Here is a 16,426-nt window from a genome sequence, read left to right as displayed (position 1 = left end):
CGGTGACGATGCGACGAGTATAGGCGGGCAGGACCTCAGTCTCGACCGGTCGCCCCGTCGTGGTCGGCCTCGCGCGGCGGGCTCTGCGGGTCGGCTTCGTCGGCGGCTCCCGAGCCGTCCTCAGCACCGTCGGTCGCGGGGGTGGACGGCGAGCCGGCGGCCGCCTGCGGCTCGAGGGCGCGGGCCGCCACCCGCTCGTCCCCTTCCTCCTCCGGCGCCGGGGCGCCGGGCTCCACCGAGGTCTCCAGACCCGGCCGGAACCGGAGCAGCCAGACGAACCAGACCAGACCGGCGAGCAGGATGGCCAGCGTGGTCCAGTTGTTCAGCCGGACCCCGCCGAAGACGTTGGCCGGGTCGATCCGCAGCGCCTCGATCCAGAACCGGCCCAGCGCGTAGAGCACCACGTAGAGGGCGAAGGTCTTGCCGCGGCCGAGGGAGAAGCGCCGCCCGGCCCAGATCAGCAGCAGGCAGACCCCGACGTTCCAGAGCAGCTCGTAGAGGAAGGTGGGGTGGAAGGTGGCGAACTGCTCGTAGCCGTCGGGGCGGTTGACGGCGTCGATCTCCAGTCCCCAGGGCAGCGTGGTGGGGCGGCCGAAGAGCTCCTGGTTGAAGTAGTTCCCGATCCGCCCCACGGCCTGGGCCAGGACCAGGCCCGGGGCCAGGGCGTCGGCGATGGCCATGAAGCTCGCCCCACGACGGCGGGCGACCAGCCAGATGCCCAGCGCGCCGGCAGCGACCGCGCCGTAGATGCCCAGCCCGCCCTCCCAGATGTAGAGGGCCCGCACCGGGTCCCGCCCGGGACCGAAGTAGAGCTGGGCGTCGGTGATCACGTGGTAGATGCGGGCGCCGACGATGCCCAGCGGCACCGCGACCAGGACCGCGGTCTCCAGGGTCTCCGCGCGCCCGCCGCGGCCGGCCCAGCGGCGTGAGCCCATCACCCAGGCCAGCACGATCCCGATGATGATGCAGATGGCGTAGGCGCGGACGGGGAAGCCCAGGACCTCCCAGACCCCCTGGGACGGGCTGGGGATGAAGAGCTCGGTCACGGTGTCTCCTGGAGCGTCGCGGCCAGGTCGGCCGGGGTGGTCTGGGCCAGCGGGAGGGGTGCGCCGTCGAGCAGCACCGTGGGGGTGGCGTCGACCCCGGCCGCCTGGGCGGCCTGGTCGACCGAGTCGAGGTAGGGCTGGTGCCGGGAGTCGTCCAGGCAGCCGGCGAGGTCGGAGCCGGGGGCGACCCGCTCGGCCAGGGCGACCAGCTGCTCGTCGTCCCAGTCCGTGCGGAAGCTGGCGAAGAGGGCGTCGTGGTACGCCGGTCCGAACCCGCCCTCCGCTGCGCAGGCGAAGGCGTTCGCCGCACGCACCGAGGACGGCGGCGCGACGAAGGTCACCGGCATCAGCTCCACCCGCACCTGGCCCTGCTCGGCAGCGCGCTCCAGCACGTCGCCGTAGTCGGTGGCGAAGTCGCGGCAGTGCGAGCAGGAGAAGTCGGCCCAGACCGTCAGCACGTGGGTCGCACCGGCGTCCCCGGCCAGCACCACCGGGCGGCCGGTGACCGGCGGCTGCGCGGAGCGCTGCGGGGCGGCGACGGTGGTCGGGGCGACCAGGGGTGCCGAGCCCGTCGAGGAGCCGGAGAGCCGCGGGCCCACGACGATGCCGAGCACCACCACCAGCACCGCGACACCGACCAGGACCAGCAGCACCCGGGTACGACGCCGCCGGGCGGCGGCGGCCTGCGCCGCGGCCTGGGCGCGCAGCCGGGCGTTGCGCGCCGACTCACCCCCGCCGCGTGACGAGGGCCGGTTCCGGCCGGAGGACCGTGCACTCACTTCTGCTCCTTGATGAAGGTCTCGAGGTCGCGGCCGAGGTCCGCCACGCCGGTGCCCTCGACCCACACCAGCCGCGCGGTGTCGTCGCGGTCGACGCCGACCAGCTGGGCGCCGTGGGCCACCTGGTACCCGCCGTCGGGCAGGGCCCGGCGACCGCCGACCTCGACACCGACCGCGCCGGCCAGGTCGCGCACCTCGTCCAGCCCGCCGCGCAGCCCGATCCAGGAACCGTCCCACCGGTCCAGCCAGGTGCGCAACGCCTCCGGGCTGTCCCGGTCCGGGTCGACGCTGACCACGACCACCTGGACCTTGCCCGCGAGGTGGTCCGGCAGGGAATCCAGGGCGCTGTGCAGGGTGTCGAGCACGGCCGTGCAGGACTCCGGGCAGTGGGTGTAGCCGAAGAACATCACGGTGACCGGGCGCGACGGCGAGGTCTGGACGTCGAAGTGCCCGCCCGATGTGTCCGACAGGGTCACGTCGGGGACCGGGTACCCCTCGCTGAGCCAGCTCCCGGTGTAGCGGTCGGGGTCAGCCGGGGCCGACTCGCGCTCCGGACCGGTGACGCAGCCGGCGGTGGTCAGGGTCAGACCCACCAGGAGCACCCAGGCGGCGAGCACCTGCAGCGGTGCACCGGCCCCGAGCTGCGGGCGCGTCCGGACCATCAGCCGCGGGCGGGGGGACGGCCGCGGCGGACGCCGGCGGCCAGGTCGTCGACCACCGCCCCCAGCCCGCCCAGGTCCTCCGGACGCCCGTCGTCCTCGGCCTGCAGCAGCGTCCGGACCAGGGCCGAGCCGACGATCACGGCGTCGGCGAACCCGGCGGTCTCGGCCGCCTGGTCCCCGTCGGAGACGCCGAGACCGAGCCCCACCATCATCTCGGGGTCCTGCGCGCGGATCCGGGCCACCAGCTCCGGACCGGCGGTGGAGGTCTGGGTGCGGGTGCCGGTGACGCCCATCACCGAGGTGGCGTAGACCCACCCACGGCAGGCGGCCAGGGTGCTGGCCAGCCGGGCCTGGGTGGTGGACGGGGACACCAGGAACACCCGGTCCAGGCCGTGGACGTCGGAGCCCTCCAGCCAGGGACCGGCCTCGTCCGGCGTCAGGTCCGGCGTGATCAGCCCGGCCCCGCCGGCGGCGGCCAGGTCGCGGCAGAAGGCGTCCACGCCGTACTGCTCGACCAGGTTCCAGTAGATCATCACCAGCGCCGGGGTGCCGGTGGCGGCGACGGCCTCGACGGCGGTGAAGACGTCGCGGGTGCGGACCCCCCGGGCCAGCGCCCGGGTGGTGGCCTGCTGGATCGTCACCCCGTCCATCACCGGGTCGCTGTAGGGCATCCCGATCTCGACCAGGTCGACCCCGGGCCGCTCGCCGTCGCCGGTGAGGCGGACCATCGCCTGCACCGAGGTGGCGACGTCGGGGTGGCCGACCGGCAGGTAGCCGACCAGCGCCGCCCGGCCCTCGTCGCGGCAGCCCGCCAGCACCCGCCCGGAGACGCCGTGGCGGTCCAGCCCCGCGGTGGGGGCGCTCACAGCGGCCCGCCCGCGGTGGCGTCGACCGACCCGTCCAGCCCGAACCAGCTGATCGCGGTGCGGACGTCCTTGTCGCCGCGCCCGGACAGGCAGACCAGGAACAGCGGGTGCTCGTCGGGACGCTCCTCAGCCCACTCCCGGCCCAGGGTCAGCACCCCGGCCAGGGCGTGCGCGGACTCGATCGCCGGCAGGATCCCCTCGGTGCGGGTGAGCAGGCGCAGGGCCTCCATCGCCTCGGTGTCGGTGACCGCGCGGTAGCTGGCCCGGCCGGCGTCGGCCAACCAGGCGTGCTCGGGCCCGACGCCCGGGTAGTCCAGACCGGCGGAGATGGAGTGGGACTCGGTGGTCTGGCCGTCGTCGTCCATCAGCACGTAGGTCCGGGTGCCGTGCAGCACCCCGACGCGGCCACCGCTGATGGCGGCGGCGTGGCGGGCGGTGTCGACGCCGTCGCCCCCGGCCTCGAAGCCGAACAGCTGGACGCCGGTGTCGGGGAGGAAGTCGGCGAAGGTGCCCATGGCGTTCGAGCCGCCACCGACGCAGGCGGCCACCACGTCGGGCAGCCGGCCCCAGCGCTCCAGCACCTGGGCCCGGGCCTCGGTGGAGATGATCCGCTGGAACTCCCGCACCAGCCAGGGGAAGGGGTGCGGTCCGGCGACGGTGCCGATCAGGTAGTGGGTGGTGTCGACCGAGGCGACCCAGTCCCGCATCGCCTCGTTCATCGCGTCCTTGAGGGTCCGGCTGCCGGCCTCGACGGCCACCACCTCCGCACCGAGGAGCTGCATCCGGGCCACGTTGAGGGCCTGCCGGTCGGTGTCGACCTTGCCCATGTAGACGGTGCACTCCATCCCGAACAGGGCCGCGGCGGTGGCGGTGGCCACCCCGTGCTGCCCGGCCCCGGTCTCGGCGATCAGGCGCTTCTTGCCCATCCGCTCGGCCAGCAGGGCCTGCCCGAGGACGTTGTTGATCTTGTGCGAGCCGGTGTGGTTGAGGTCCTCGCGCTTGACCAGCACGGTGGCGTTGCCGGCGTGGGCGGAGAAGCGGGTCAGCTCGGTGATCGGCGTGGGACGCCCGGTGTAGTTGCGACGCAGGCCGTCCAGACGGGTGGCGAAGGCCGGGTCGGCGCTGGCCTCGTTGAAGGCCCGCTCCAGCTGGTCCAGCGCGGCGTGCAGCGCCTCCGGCACGAACTTGCCGCCGAAGCGGTCGAAGTGCCCGGTCGGGTCGGGCAGGGTCCGCGCAGTCACGCTGTCTCCGTTCCTGGGTGCTCGGGGCCGGTGCCGGACGGCGGTGGCCCCGCGTGCCGCTCCACCTTAGGCGACCGCACCCACACCCGGCTCCCGGCGCGACGGCCCGGACGCCGGCTCAGGCGCGGTGCTGCAGGGCGGGGTGCGCCCCGGCCGAGACCAGGTCGGCCACGGCGGCCCGCGGCTCGCGACCGGTCACCAGCGCCTCGCCGACCAGCACCACGTCGGCCCCGGCCTCGGCCAGGTCGAAGACGTCGCGCGGCCCACGGACGCCGGACTCCGCGATCCGCACGACGCCGGTGGGGATCAGCGGGGCGAGCCGGGCGAAGGTGGTCGGGTCGACCTCGAGGGTCTGCAGGTTGCGGGCGTTGACCCCGATCACCTTGGCGCCGGCGTCGACGGCCCGGCGCACCTCGTCTCCGGTGTGGGCCTCGACCAGGGCGGTCAGGCCGATCGACTCGGCGCGCTCGATCAGGGAGACCAGCTCGTCGTCGGTCAGCGCGGCCACGATCAGCAGCGCCAGGTCCGCACCCGCGGCGCGGGCCTCGAAGAGCTGGTAGGCGCTGACGATGAAGTCCTTGCGCAGCAGGGGGACGTCGACGGCGCGGCGGACCTGCTCCAGGTCCTCCAGCGAGCCGCCGAAGCGCCGGCGCTCGGTGAGCACCGAGATGGCGGCCGCACCGCCCTGCTCGTAGTCACGGGCCAGCGCGGCCGGGTCGCCGATCTCGGCCAGCGCACCCTTGCTCGGGCTGCGGCGCTTGACCTCGGCGATCACCGAGACCCCGGGGGCGCGGAAGGCCGGCAGCGGGTCCTGGGCGCAGGGCATCTGCCGCACCCGCTGCTTGAGCTCGTCCAGCCCGACGCGACCCACCCGCTCGGCCATGTCCTCGCGGACACCCTCGACGATCTCGTCCAGCACTCCCATGGTGGGGCCTCTCAGCTCAGTCGTTGCCCAGACCGATGGCGCGGAGCACCAGGGTCGCGATGAAGCCCAGCAGGACCAGCGCGGCACCGACGCCCACCACCACCCAGTGCGGCGTGATGTCCTCACCGGGCCCGACCAGGAAGCCGATCGTGCCGACGAAGAAGCCCACCAGGCTGATCAGCACGCCGGCCCACGCAGCCGGGGACCGTCCGTGGTGGTACTTCGGGTGGCTGTGCACGGAGCGCTCTGCCGCCTCGGTCATGGTCTCCCCTCGGTTCGCTCGTCCGGGCCGGGCTCACCCGGCTCGTCGGAGCCCATTGTGTCCCCCTCGGGCGGCCGCCGGGAAATCGGGTCCTGCGGCGGACGGGCCACCTCGTCGTCGGCGGACCCGTCCGGGGCCGCCGGCCCGACGGTCGGGTCCTCGCCGCGGTCCAGGGCCCGCCAGGCGTCGGCGGGGTCGTCGCTGCGGACGGGGGGATCACCGACCTCGTAGCGGGACGCGCGGCTGGGCCAGCGCGGGGCCCGGCGCACCACCACCACCGCGGCCACGACGAGCAGGGCCCCGGCCAGGGCGAAGACCCGCGGCCAGCTGGTCACCGAGGTCTGCCAGTCCTCGGCCAGGGACACCGCACTCAGGGCGGCCTCCACCTGCGTCGGCGACGGCGCGGGTGGGCGCAGGCCGAGCAGCACCGCACCGAGCCCGACCAGCACGAGCAGCACCCCGACCAGCTGACGGCCGCGCGCCCGCAGGGTCAGCGCCAGCAGCAGACCGAGCGGGGGCACCACGGCGAGCGCCTGGCTCAGCCCGCCGGTGACGTCGGTGCCCGACAGCGAGGTGGCGGCCCCGGACGCGGTCACCGCGACCCAGGCCTGGGACGCCGACACCAGCAGCAGCCCGGAGGCCACCAGGATCCCCAGCCAGCTGAGGGCGCGCTCGCGGCCAGGGGTCACCGGGCGTCGTCCCGCCCCCGGGCCGGGGCGTCGGGGCGCGGCGCGAGCGGGGTCATCCGCTCGGCGCGGGCGATGGCGCGCAGCACGGCGGCGGCCTTGTTGCGCGACTCGGCGTCCTCGGTGGCGGCCACCGAGTCGGCCACGATCCCGCCACCGGCCTGGACGTGGGCCACCCCGTCGCGCAGCACGGCGGTGCGGATGGCGATGGCCACGTCGGCGTTGCCGGCCAGGTCGAAGTAGCCGACCACCCCGCCGTAGAGGCCGCGGCGGGAGACCTCGAGCTCGTCGATGATCTCCATCGCGCGGACCTTGGGGGCCCCGGAGAGGGTGCCGGCGGGGAAGCAGGCCATCACGGTGTCCAGGGCGCTGCGACCCGGCTGCACCCGGCCGCTGACCGAGGACTCCAGGTGCATGATGTGGCTGTAGCGGCGCACCTGCATGAACTCGGTCACCGACACGGTGCCCGGCTGGCAGACCCGGCCCAGGTCGTTGCGCGCCAGGTCGACCAGCATCAGGTGCTCGGCCCGCTCCTTGGGGTCCTCGAGCAGCTCGGCCTCGAGCCGGAGGTCCTCGGCGGGGTCGGCGCCGCGCGGGCGGGAGCCGGCGATCGGGTGGGTGGTGGCCTGGCCGTCGGTGATGGTGACCAGTGCCTCGGGGCTGGAGCCGATCACGTCGAAGCCGTCCAGGCGGACCAGGTAGAGGTAGGGGCTGGGGTTGCTGAGCCGGAGCACCCGGTAGACGTCGAGGGCATCGGCCCCGGTGGTGACGTCGAAGCGCTGGCTGACCACCACCTGGAAGGCCTCGCCGGCGCGGATCTCCTCCACCGCCGCCTCCACCGCGGCCGCGTACTCCTCGGTGGTGCGCTGGTTGTGCACCCGCAGCTCGGACTCCCCGCCCGGGACCGCGACCAGCGACGGGGACGGCTCGGCCAGCCGGGCCGCCATCGCCTCGATCCGCGCCACCGCGTCGGCGTGGGCCTCGTCGACCCGCTCGTCGGTGTCGTCGACGTTGACCGCGTTGGCGATCAGCCACACCTCACCGGTCTGGTGGTCCAGCACGGCCAGGTCGGAGATCAGCATCATCTGCAGCTCGGGCAGACCGAGGTCGTCGACGTTGCCGTCGGGCAGCACCTCGATCCTGCGCACGGTGTCGTAGCCGAGGTAGCCGACCATCCCCGAGGCCAGCGGCGGCAGCCCCTCCTGGGCCGGGCCCTGCAGCAGCTCCAGGGTGCGTCCGAGGGCGTTCAGCGGGTCGCCGTCGGTGGGCAGGCCGACCGGGGGGCGCCCTCTCCAGACCGCCGCGCCGTCCTGCTCGGTCAGCGTGGCCGAGGAGCGGACCCCGATGAAGGACCAGCGCGACCAGACCCCGTGCTCGACCGACTCCAGCAGGTAGCTCCCCGGTCCCCCGGCCAGCTTGGCGTACAGCCCCACCGGGGTCTCGGCGTCGGCGGCCAGCCGGGTGTGCACGCTGATCACCCGGGTCCGCGGGGCCAGCTCGCGGAACCGCTCGAGGCTGGGGGTGATCTCCACCGTCGTCGCTCCTCCTGCTGGCCGGGCGGGGTCCTGCACCCCGCCGCCGACGAGGGCCCAGCCTAGTGGTGCCGGGGCGGCCCGGGGCCTCACCCGGGCGTCTCCGGTGCCCGGGTAGGTTGCCCGCATGACCTCGGCCGCGGTGCACGCCATCGGGACGGCGCTCCCCCCGAACGTGCTGGAGCAGCCCGTCGCACGCGACCTGCTGGCCGCCCAGCCCGGGCTCAGCCGGCTGGGGGTCAGGCGGCTCCGTGCGGCCTTCGACGCCTCGTCCATCGACACCCGCCACACCGTCCTGGACGAGCTGGTGGACCCCGCCGACGGCTCCCCCTTCGTCGGCCCCGACGGTTTGCTGGTCCACCCCTCCACCGGTGTCCGCAACGCCCGCTACGTCCGCCACGTCCCCGAGCTGGTTCTGCAGGCCGCCCGCCGGGCGCTGGCCGGGGCGCCGGAGCTCACGGCCGGCGACGTCACCCACGTCATCACCGCCTCCTGCACCGGCTTCTTCGCCCCCGGCCCGGACCACGTCCTGGTCCGTGAGCTCGGGCTCTCCCCCGCCACCGAGCGGATGCACCTGGGCTTCATGGGCTGCTACGCCGCCTTCCCCGCACTGCGCGCCGCCCGCACCATCTGCACCGCCGACCCGGACGCGGTGGTGCTGGTGGTGTGCGTGGAGCTGTGCACGCTGCACGTCCACAGCGGCGACGACCTGGACACCGTCGTGGCGTCCTCGGTCTTCGCCGACGGGGCGGCAGCCGCCCTGGTCACCGCCCGACCACCGGCACCCGGACGCACCGTGCTCGGGCTGGACGGCTTCGCCTCGGCGGTGGTGGACGACGGCCGGGAGGAGATGGCCTGGACGATCGGGGACCTGGGCTTCGACATGGTGCTGACCGCGGCGGTGCCGAAGGTGCTGGAGCGCGAGGTGGCCCGGGCGCTGGAGCCGCTGCGCGCCGACGACCCCGCGCTGGCCGGGCGGCCCTGGCGCGAGGTCGACGGCTGGGCGGTGCACCCGGGTGGGCGGAGCGTGCTGGACCGGGTCCAGGTCGCCCTCGGGCTGGACGAGGAGCAGCTGGCGCCGTCGCGGGAGGTGCTGCGGCGTCACGGCAACATGTCCAGCGCGACCGTGCTGTTCATCCTGGCCGACCTGCTGGCCGACCCCGACGGGCCCGGCCGGGTCTGCGCGGTCGCCTTCGGCCCGGGGCTGACGGTGGAGTCCGCGCTGCTCTCCCGGGTCGGTCCGTGAGCGCGGCGACCGGCCGGGCGCCGGACCTGCGGGAGCTGATGGACGACCCGGACGTCGACCTGGACCGGCTGGAGCGCACCTATGCCCACTTCCGCGTGGTGAACGCCGTGCTGGCGGGCTGGCGCTCGCTGTACCGCCGCGAGATCCGGCCCCTGCTGGACCGGCACCGCACCACCACCCTTCTCGACGTCGGCTCCGGCGGCGGGGACGTGACCCGGCGGCTGGCCGGCTGGGCGCGGGCGGACGGGCTGTCGCTGCAGGTGACCGGCGTCGACCCCGACCCCCGGGCCCACGACTGGGCGGAGCGCGCCGGGGAGGAGCCCGGCGTCTCGTTCGAGCAGACCGACACCACCGCCCTGGTCCGGCACGGGCGCCGTTTCGACGTCGTGGTCAGCAACCACCTGCTGCACCACCTCCGCGACGAGGAGGTGCTGGCTCTGCTGGCCGACAGCACCCGGCTGGCCGGCTCGCTGGTGCTGCACAACGACCTGGAGCGCAGCACCCCGGCCCGGCTGGCCTGGGGGGTGCTGGCCCTGCCCGCGGCCCGGCGCTCGCTGCTGCGCCACGACGGGATGGTCTCGATCCGCCGCAGCTTCACCCGCGAGGAGCTGGACGCCCTGGTGCCCGACGGCTGGAGCGTGCAGCGCCGGGTGCCGTCGCGGCTGGTGCTGCGGCACGGAGCCGGGGAGGACGTCCGTGCACGCTGAGGCCAGCAGCCGCGCTACCGCCCCCGACCGCACCCTCGCCGCGGTCGGTGCCCGCGACCTCGCCGCCCGGCGGCTCACCCTGGTGGCCGCCGCCTCCTACACCGCGAGCGTCCTGCTCGGGGTCGGGCTGGCCCTGCGGCTGGGCGGGGGCCGGCACCGCTGGGTCCACCACGCGGCCTACATCACCACGGTGACCACGACCACGATGGCCGCGACCGGACCGCTCTGGTCGCGCTCCCGCGCCGGCGGGGTGCTGCTGGGTGCGCTCCCGGCGCTGGCCGCCCTGTCGCGGGTGCCCACCCGCTCCCGACGTCACCCGGTGGTCGCGCTCAGCGTGCTGCCCTGCTACCTGGCCGCGGTGCTGCTGGCCCGCCGCCCCGTCCGACCCGAGAACCTGGAGGAGAGAGCGTGGAGCTGATCGAGGCGATCCGCCGGCGCCGGACCACCAACGGCGGCTTCCGCCCCGACCCGGTCCGCGAGGAGCACCAGCGGCTGCTGGTCGAGATGGCCGGACGGGCGCCCTCGCAGCTGAACAGCCAGCCCTGGCGCTTCCTGGTCACCGAGCGGCGGGAGACCATCGAGCAGGTGGCCTCCATCAGCGGGGCGAGCATGACCGAGGCGATGTCCAACGGCACCTTCTTCCAGCGCTACCGGCGCTACTTCCGCTTCTCCGCCGAGGAGATGGCCACCCGGCGCGACGGGATGCTGTTCGACAAGCTGCCGGCACCGCTGCGGCCGTTCACCAAGCAGGTGTTCACGCCCTCGGGGCAGAAGCTGATGAACAGGCTCCGGGTGCCCAACACCCTCGGGGAGGAGAACCGGAAGCTGGTGGCGTCCTCCCCCATGCTCCTGGCGGTGATGCTGGACCGCGCCGAGTACCGCACCGGCGAGCTGTCCTCGTTCTACTCCGTGTTCAGCATGGGGGCGGCGATGGAGAACCTGTGGCTGACCACGGTCGAGCTCGGGCTGGGCATCCAGTTCGTCTCGTTCCCGATGGAGGTCCCGGGTCAGTGGGAGCGGCTGGCCGCGCTGTTCCAGGTGCCCGAGGAGCTGGAGCTGATGGCGGTCTACCGGATCGGCTACGTGCCCGAGGAGCAGCGTCGGCCCAAGATCGACTGGTCCAGCCACGAGCGCAAGCAGCCCTCGCAGTACGTCTTCCGCGACACCTGCGAGACCCCGCAGCAGGGCTGGGACACCGAGGTCTGAGCCGCCCGGGACGGCTCGGGCACGGGTCGGCTCAGGTGCGGTCGGCCAGCAGCCGGTGGCTGTCGAAGCAGGACGGCCGCCCGGTGTGGCAGGCCGGGCCGATCTGGTCCACCGTGAGCAGCAGCGCGTCCCCGTCGCAGTCCAGCTCGACCGAGCGGACGTGCTGGGTGTGTCCGCTGGTGGCGCCCTTGACCCAGTACTCCTCACGGCTGCGCGACCAGTACGTGCCCTGCCGGGAGGTCAGCGTCCGCCGCAGCGCCTCGTCGTCCATCCAGGCCAGCATCAGCACCCGCCCGCTGTCGGCGTCCTGCACCACCGCCGGTACGAGGCCGTCCTCGTTGCGGCGCAGCAGGGCGGCCAGGTCCTCGTCCAGGACGGGCTCCTCGGCCGGGAGGTCGGGGGTCTGCTCGGGGTCGGTGCTCACCGCCACATTGTGCTCGCCCCACCGCCTCGTTCCCAGTCGGCGTCCGCGCGGGCCTAGAGTGCGAGGGTGAATCTCGCTCAGTCGGAACGTGCTGGCCTCTGCGACCTGCTGGACGCGGTCGGACCCGACGCGCCCACGCTCTGCGGGGACTGGACCAGCCACGACCTGGCCGCGCACCTGTGGGTGCGGGAGACCGACCCGCTCGGGGCTCCCGGCATCGTGGCCAAGCCGCTGGCCGGGCTGACCGAGAAGCGGATGAACGAGACCAAGGAGCGCTGGCCCTTCGCCGAGCTGGTGGACAAGATCCGCCGCGGGCCGAGCCGGTTCTCCGTCTTCGCCCTCCCCGGGGTGGACGAGCCGGCCAACGCCACCGAGTTCTACATCCACCACGAGGACGTCCGCCGCGCCGGGGAGGCCCCCCTGGGTCCCCGCGACCTGGACGCCGAGACCGAGGACTGGGTCTGGCGCCGGCTCAAGCTGCTCGGACGGGCCTTCTTCCGCCGTGCACCGGTCGGGGTGGTGCTGGAGCGGCCCGAGGGCCCGGGTGAGCCGCTGCGGGTGGCTGCGGGTGAGCAGACCGTGACCCTGGTCGGACGTCCCACCGAGCTGCTGCTCTACGCCTACGGCCGCGGCCGGGTCGCCGACGTGACCACCATCGGCGACGACGAGGCCGTGGAGAAGCTGCGGGGCTCGGACTTCAGCCTCTGAGCGCTGCCCGCCACCGCCTCCCGACCCCTCCGCAGACGCGCGGCGACTCGCCCCGGTGCGTCGCCTCATCCCTGCCCCACACGACCACTCGCGGCGACTCGCCGCGCCGGCTGGGCGGGCGGGGTCAGACTTCGCGGACGTTCGGGGAGTTGCGGAGGCGGATGCCGGAGAAACCCAACCCTGAGGGCACCACCTCGGCCCACCAGCTGAACAGGTCCGTGACCACCCGCAGCTGGATGCCGGCCCGCTCGTGCTGCTCGACCAGGTCGGTGACCGGCAGCGGTGGGCGCAGGGGCCGCACCAGCTGCTCGCTGACGTAGGCGTGCGGCGGGTCGCCGAAGGGGCGGAACTGCTCGGCCGCGAAGGGGTAGGCGTGCACGGTCGTGGTCGTCAGTGCCCGCAGCCACGGGTACTCGATGCCGTGGACGCGCTGCACGCCCCCGCCCAGCAGCCGGTCCCCGACCTCCGGCCCGCTGCCCGGGGTCCGCCAGGCCATGGCCCGCGGGCACTGCCGCGGGAACCAGTAGTCCGGGCAGCGGTCGCCGTCCACGGCCCAGACGAAGGCCTCCGGCTGCCGGGCGGTGGCGGCGACGTGCGGGACGAACTCGGTGATGCCCGGGTCCTCGCTGAAGTGCCAGACCTCGCCGGCCGGCGCCCGGGCCACCCCGGCGGCGGGCGCCGCCCCGCTCATCTCAGGAGAGCCGCTCGAGGACGAGCTCGCGGACCCGGGCGGCGTCGGCCTTGCCCCGCATCTCCTTCATCACCGCACCGATCAGCGCACCGGCCGCCTGCACCTTGCCGGCGCGGATCTTCTCGGCCACGTCCGGGTTCGCGGCGATCGCCGCGTCCACCGCCGCACCGAGGGCGCCGTCGTCGGAGACCACGGCCAGCCCGCGGGAGGCCACCACCTGCTCGGGCTCGCCCTCACCGGCCAGCACCCCCTCGATGACCTGCCGGGCCAGCTTGTCGTTGACCGTCCCGGCCTCGACCAGCTGCTGCACCCCGGCCACCTGGGCGGGGCTGATGGCCAGCTCGTGCAGCTCCACACCGGTCTCGTTGGCCCGGCGGGCCAGCTCACCGGCCCACCACTTGCGGGCGGCCTGGGGGGCGCAGCCGGCGGCGACGGTCTGCTCGATCAGGTCCAGCGCGCCGGAGCTGACCACGTCGCGCATCTCGAGGTCCGAGAACCCCCAGTCCGCCAGCAGCCGGCGACGGCGCTCGGCCGGCGGCTCGGGCAGGGTCGCCCGCAGCTCCTCCACCCAGGCCGGGTCCGGGGCCACCGGCACCAGGTCCGGCTCGGGGAAGTAGCGGTAGTCCTCCGCGGTCTCCTTGCTCCGACCCGGGGACGTGGTGCCGGAGTCCTCCTGCCAGTGCCGGGTCTCCTGGGTGACCCGGCCGCCCTCGCGCAGCAGCGCGGCCTGGCGGGTGATCTCGTAGCGGACCGCCCGCTCGACGCTGCGCAGCGAGTTGACGTTCTTGGTCTCGGTCCGGGTGCCCAGCGGGGCCGACGGGTCCGGGCGCAGCGAGAGGTTGGCGTCGCAGCGCAGGGCGCCCTGCTCCATCTTGGCCTCCGACACGCCGAGCCCGCGGAGCAGGTCGCGCAGGTGCTGGACGTAGGCCCTGGCCACCTGCGGTGCCCGCTCCCCGGCGCCCTCGATGGGCTTGGTGACGATCTCGATCAGCGGCACGCCGGAGCGGTTGTAGTCCAGCAGGGAGTGGCTGGCGCCGTGGATGCGTCCGGTGGCGCCACCCACGTGCAGCGACTTGCCGGTGTCCTCCTCCATGTGGGCGCGCTCGATCTCGACCCGGAACGGCTCGCCGTCGACGTCGACCTCCAGCCAGCCCTCGAAGGCGATGGGCTCGTCGTACTGGGAGATCTGGTAGTTCTTCGGCTGGTCGGGGTAGAAGTAGTTCTTCCGTGCGAACCGGCACCAGCTCGCGATCGAGCAGTTCAGCGCCAGCCCGATGCGGATCGCGGACTCGATCGCGGTCGCGTTGACCACCGGCAGCGAGCCCGGCAGCCCCAGGCAGACCGGGCAGGTCTGGGTGTTGGGCGGGGCGCCGAAGGCGGTCGAGCAGCCGCAGAACATCTTGGACGCGGTGCCCAGCTCGACGTGGACCTCCAGGCCCATCACCGGGTCGTAGCTGGCGATCGCGTCCTCGTAGGACAGCACCGTGTCCGTCATGCCGGGACCTCCTGGAGTGCGTCGATGCGGTCGAGCAGCGGTCCGCCCCACCGCTCGGTCAGGGCCCGCTCGAGGGCGGCCCCGACCAGGTACAGCCGGTCGTCGGCCATCGGCGGGGCCATCACCTGCAGGCCCACCGGCAGCCCGTCCTCGGGGGACAGCCCGACCGGGAAGGAGGCCGAGGCGTTGCCGGCCAGGTTGCTGGGGATGGTGCACAGGTCGGCGGCGTACATGGCCAGCGGGTCGTCCACCCGCTCCCCCAGCGGCCACGCCGTGGTCGGCGTGGTCGGGGAGACCAGCACGTCGACGGTCTCGAAGGCGGCCTGGAAGTCGCGCACGATCAGCGTGCGGACCTTCTGCGCGGAGCCGTAGTAGGCGTCGTAGTAGCCGCTGGAGAGGGCGTAGGTGCCGATGATGATGCGTCGCTTCACCTCGTCGCCGAACCCGGCCTCGCGGGTCAGGTTCATCACCTCCTCCGCGCTGTGGCTGCCGTCGTCGCCGACGCGGAGCCCGAAGCGCATGGCGTCGAACTTGGCCAGGTTCGAGGAGGCCTCGCTGGGCAGGATCAGGTAGTAGGCGGCCAGCGCCTGCTCGAAGCTCGGGCAGGAGACCTCGACGACCTCCGCGCCCAGAGAGGACAGCAGCTCGACGGCCTCGGTGAAGCGCTGGGTGACGCCGGGCTGGTAGCCCTCCCCGCCCAGCTCGCGGACGACGCCGACCCGCAGCCCGCGGACGTCGCCGGAGCGCGCCGCGGCGACCACGTCGGGGACGGGGGCGTCGATCGAGGTGCTGTCACGGGGGTCGTGGCCGCCGATCACCTGGTGCAGCAGGGCCGCGTCCAGGACCGTGCGGGCGCAGGGCCCGGGCTGGTCCAGGCTGGAGGCCAGCGCCACCAGCCCGTAGCGGGAGGTTCCGCCGTAGGTGGGCTTGACCCCGACGGTGCCGGTGACCGCGGCCGGCTGGCGGATCGAGCCGCCGGTGTCGGTGCCGATGGTCAGCGGCGCCTCGAAGGCGGCCAGCGCGGCGGACGAGCCGCCGCCGGAGCCGCCGGGGATGCGGCTGGTGTCCCAGGGGTTGCGGGTGGGGCCGTAGGCGCTGTTCTCCGTCGAGGAGCCCATCGCGAACTCGTCCATGTTGGTCTTGCCCAGCACCACCAGACCGGCCTGCAGCAGCCGGGTGGTGACGGTGGCGTCGTAGGGCGGGTACCAGCCCTGCAGGATGCGCGAGCCGCAGGTGGTCGGCGCGCCCTGCATGGTGAGGACGTCCTTCAGCCCGAGCGGGACGCCGGCCAGCGGGCCGACGGGCTCGCCGGCGGCGACCTTGGCGTCGACCGCGCGGGCCGCCTCCAGGGCGCGCTCGCCGTCGACGTGGAGGAAGGCGTGCACCTCGGTGTCCACCGCCGCGATGCGGTCCAGGTGGGCGCGGGTCACCTCCTCGCTGCTGAAGGTGCCGGCGGCGATCCCGGCGGCCAGGTCGGCGGCGGTGCTGGTCAGGTGCGGGCTCGTGCTCATCAGGCCTCCTCGCCCAGGATCTGGGGGACGCGGAAGCGCGACTCCTCCGCGGCGGGCGCCCCTGCCAGGGCGGCCTCGACCGGCAGCGACGGCTGGACCATGTCGGGGCGGAAGACGTTGGTCAGCGGCAGCGCGTGCGAGGTGGGCGGGACGTCGGCGTCCCGCACCTGCTGCACCGAGGCGACCGCCTCCAGGATGCCCTCGAGCTGGGGCGCGAGGTGCTCCAGCTCCGCGGGGGTGAGGTCGATCCGGGCCAGCCGTGCCAGCTTGGCCACGTCGTCGGGTGTCAGCGCCACCGGGTGCTCCTGTTCGCTGTCGTCGTCGTGCGTCGCGCTCCTGCGCCGATCCATCCTAGGGGTTCCCGGTCGCCACCGGTCCGGCTGCGGAACGGGGGCGCTCCGGTGGAGGGGTTACACCTCCGTAGCAAAGATGGGTGAGA

General features: G+C 74.4%; 19 protein-coding genes. 5 read left to right on the top strand and 14 right to left on the bottom strand.

Annotated elements, in window-relative coordinates:
• Positions 1-35: 35 nt before the first annotated feature.
• The 9 genes from lgt to BLT52_RS14070 all read right to left on the bottom strand — a co-directional run bounded on the left by lgt (position 36) and on the right by BLT52_RS14070 (position 7,999).
• Positions 36-1,046: a prolipoprotein diacylglyceryl transferase gene (lgt, locus tag BLT52_RS14110; RefSeq protein WP_090594454.1), complete on the bottom strand. Its 1,011-nt coding sequence runs from the start codon at positions 1,044-1,046 to the stop codon at positions 36-38.
• On the bottom strand, positions 1,043-1,825 hold the full coding sequence (locus BLT52_RS14105) for a DsbA family protein (protein ID WP_157677140.1): 783 nt from the start codon (positions 1,823-1,825) through the stop codon (positions 1,043-1,045). Before BLT52_RS14105 ends, lgt begins: the two co-directional genes overlap by 4 nt.
• Positions 1,822-2,487 (bottom strand): SCO family protein, encoded by a 666-nt coding sequence (locus BLT52_RS14100; RefSeq protein ID WP_090594451.1) that lies wholly within the window; start codon positions 2,485-2,487, stop codon positions 1,822-1,824. The genes BLT52_RS14105 and BLT52_RS14100 overlap by 4 nt, the downstream gene beginning before the upstream one ends.
• Positions 2,487-3,305, bottom strand: a complete 819-nt coding sequence (trpA, locus tag BLT52_RS14095) for a tryptophan synthase subunit alpha (RefSeq protein ID WP_090596791.1) — start codon at positions 3,303-3,305, stop codon at positions 2,487-2,489. Before trpA ends, BLT52_RS14100 begins: the two co-directional genes overlap by 1 nt.
• Positions 3,306-3,349: 44 nt before the next feature.
• Positions 3,350-4,594 (bottom strand): tryptophan synthase subunit beta, encoded by a 1,245-nt coding sequence (gene trpB, locus BLT52_RS14090; protein ID WP_090594450.1) that lies wholly within the window; start codon positions 4,592-4,594, stop codon positions 3,350-3,352.
• A gap of 118 nt (positions 4,595-4,712) precedes the next feature.
• Complete coding sequence (gene trpC / locus BLT52_RS14085; RefSeq protein WP_090594448.1) at positions 4,713-5,519, bottom strand: indole-3-glycerol phosphate synthase TrpC; 807 nt, start codon at positions 5,517-5,519, stop codon at positions 4,713-4,715.
• A gap of 16 nt (positions 5,520-5,535) precedes the next feature.
• Positions 5,536-5,781, bottom strand: coding sequence for an HGxxPAAW family protein (locus BLT52_RS14080; RefSeq protein ID WP_090594447.1), 246 nt, complete (start codon positions 5,779-5,781; stop codon positions 5,536-5,538).
• Positions 5,778-6,470, bottom strand: coding sequence for a Trp biosynthesis-associated membrane protein (locus BLT52_RS14075; protein WP_090594445.1), 693 nt, complete (start codon positions 6,468-6,470; stop codon positions 5,778-5,780). The genes BLT52_RS14080 and BLT52_RS14075 overlap by 4 nt, the downstream gene beginning before the upstream one ends.
• Positions 6,467-7,999, bottom strand: coding sequence for an anthranilate synthase component I (locus tag BLT52_RS14070; protein WP_231946322.1), 1,533 nt, complete (start codon positions 7,997-7,999; stop codon positions 6,467-6,469). Before BLT52_RS14070 ends, BLT52_RS14075 begins: the two co-directional genes overlap by 4 nt.
• Before the next feature lie 127 nt (positions 8,000-8,126).
• On the opposite strand from BLT52_RS14070, the gene BLT52_RS14065 reads away from it, so the two are divergent.
• Genes BLT52_RS14065 through BLT52_RS14050 form a run of 4 tightly spaced genes read left to right on the top strand, consistent with a single transcriptional unit; the run spans position 8,127 to position 11,158 of the window.
• Positions 8,127-9,245 (top strand): type III polyketide synthase, encoded by a 1,119-nt coding sequence (locus BLT52_RS14065; protein WP_090594442.1) that lies wholly within the window; start codon positions 8,127-8,129, stop codon positions 9,243-9,245.
• On the top strand, positions 9,242-9,952 hold the full coding sequence (locus tag BLT52_RS14060; protein ID WP_197679049.1) for a methyltransferase domain-containing protein: 711 nt from the start codon (positions 9,242-9,244) through the stop codon (positions 9,950-9,952). The genes BLT52_RS14065 and BLT52_RS14060 overlap by 4 nt, the downstream gene beginning before the upstream one ends.
• On the top strand, positions 9,942-10,370 hold the full coding sequence (locus BLT52_RS14055; protein ID WP_090594440.1) for a hypothetical protein: 429 nt from the start codon (positions 9,942-9,944) through the stop codon (positions 10,368-10,370). Before BLT52_RS14060 ends, BLT52_RS14055 begins: the two co-directional genes overlap by 11 nt.
• Entirely contained in the window at positions 10,361-11,158 is a 798-nt protein-coding gene (locus tag BLT52_RS14050) for a nitroreductase family protein (RefSeq protein WP_090594439.1), read from the top strand. The genes BLT52_RS14055 and BLT52_RS14050 overlap by 10 nt, the downstream gene beginning before the upstream one ends.
• Positions 11,159-11,189: 31 nt before the next feature.
• Here BLT52_RS14050 and hisI read toward each other — a convergent pair whose 3' ends face one another.
• Positions 11,190-11,582 (bottom strand): phosphoribosyl-AMP cyclohydrolase, encoded by a 393-nt coding sequence (hisI, locus tag BLT52_RS14045; RefSeq protein ID WP_172804048.1) that lies wholly within the window; start codon positions 11,580-11,582, stop codon positions 11,190-11,192.
• Positions 11,583-11,648: 66 nt separating this feature from the next.
• On the opposite strand from hisI, the gene BLT52_RS14040 reads away from it, so the two are divergent.
• Entirely contained in the window at positions 11,649-12,290 is a 642-nt protein-coding gene (locus BLT52_RS14040) for a TIGR03085 family metal-binding protein (RefSeq protein WP_090594437.1), read from the top strand.
• A 124-nt stretch (positions 12,291-12,414) separates the two neighbouring features.
• Here the strand turns inward: BLT52_RS14040 and BLT52_RS14035 are convergent, their stop codons facing one another.
• From BLT52_RS14035 to gatC, 4 genes are read right to left on the bottom strand one after another with little or no spacing between them, the layout of a single operon-like run.
• Positions 12,415-12,981, bottom strand: a complete 567-nt coding sequence (locus tag BLT52_RS14035) for a DUF6886 family protein (RefSeq protein ID WP_090594435.1) — start codon at positions 12,979-12,981, stop codon at positions 12,415-12,417.
• Position 12,982: 1 nt separating this feature from the next.
• Positions 12,983-14,476 carry an Asp-tRNA(Asn)/Glu-tRNA(Gln) amidotransferase subunit GatB gene (gatB, locus tag BLT52_RS14030; RefSeq protein WP_090594434.1) on the bottom strand — a complete coding sequence of 498 codons (1,494 nt, stop codon included), beginning with the start codon at positions 14,474-14,476 and terminating at the stop codon, positions 12,983-12,985.
• Positions 14,473-15,987 carry an Asp-tRNA(Asn)/Glu-tRNA(Gln) amidotransferase subunit GatA gene (gene gatA, locus BLT52_RS14025; protein WP_090594433.1) on the bottom strand — a complete coding sequence of 505 codons (1,515 nt, stop codon included), beginning with the start codon at positions 15,985-15,987 and terminating at the stop codon, positions 14,473-14,475. Before gatA ends, gatB begins: the two co-directional genes overlap by 4 nt.
• Positions 15,987-16,337: an Asp-tRNA(Asn)/Glu-tRNA(Gln) amidotransferase subunit GatC gene (gene gatC / locus BLT52_RS14020; protein ID WP_172804047.1), complete on the bottom strand. Its 351-nt coding sequence runs from the start codon at positions 16,335-16,337 to the stop codon at positions 15,987-15,989. Before gatC ends, gatA begins: the two co-directional genes overlap by 1 nt.
• Positions 16,338-16,426 lie beyond the last annotated feature (89 nt).

The sequence above is a fragment of the Auraticoccus monumenti genome (assembly GCF_900101785.1).
In the GTDB taxonomy this organism is placed as follows: Bacteria; Actinomycetota; Actinomycetes; order Propionibacteriales; family Propionibacteriaceae; genus Auraticoccus; species Auraticoccus monumenti.
This window is presented reverse-complemented; position numbering and strand designations above follow the sequence as displayed.

What these genes read in the sequence shown, in the direction of transcription:
- BLT52_RS14100 (WP_090594451.1), bottom strand. Translation starts at nt 2,487, where the DNA reads ATGGTCCGGACGCGCCCGCAGCTCGGGGCCGGTGCACCGCTGCAGGTG.
- trpC (WP_090594448.1), bottom strand. Translation starts at nt 5,519, where the DNA reads ATGGGAGTGCTGGACGAGATCGTCGAGGGTGTCCGCGAGGACATGGCC.
- BLT52_RS14080 (WP_090594447.1), bottom strand. Translation starts at nt 5,781, where the DNA reads ATGACCGAGGCGGCAGAGCGCTCCGTGCACAGCCACCCGAAGTACCAC.
- BLT52_RS14065 (WP_090594442.1), top strand. Translation starts at nt 8,127, where the DNA reads ATGACCTCGGCCGCGGTGCACGCCATCGGGACGGCGCTCCCCCCGAAC.
- BLT52_RS14035 (WP_090594435.1), bottom strand. Translation starts at nt 12,981, where the DNA reads ATGAGCGGGGCGGCGCCCGCCGCCGGGGTGGCCCGGGCGCCGGCCGGC.
- gatB (WP_090594434.1), bottom strand. Translation starts at nt 14,476, where the DNA reads ATGACGGACACGGTGCTGTCCTACGAGGACGCGATCGCCAGCTACGAC.
- gatA (WP_090594433.1), bottom strand. Translation starts at nt 15,987, where the DNA reads ATGAGCACGAGCCCGCACCTGACCAGCACCGCCGCCGACCTGGCCGCC.
- gatC (WP_172804047.1), bottom strand. Translation starts at nt 16,337, where the DNA reads ATGGATCGGCGCAGGAGCGCGACGCACGACGACGACAGCGAACAGGAG.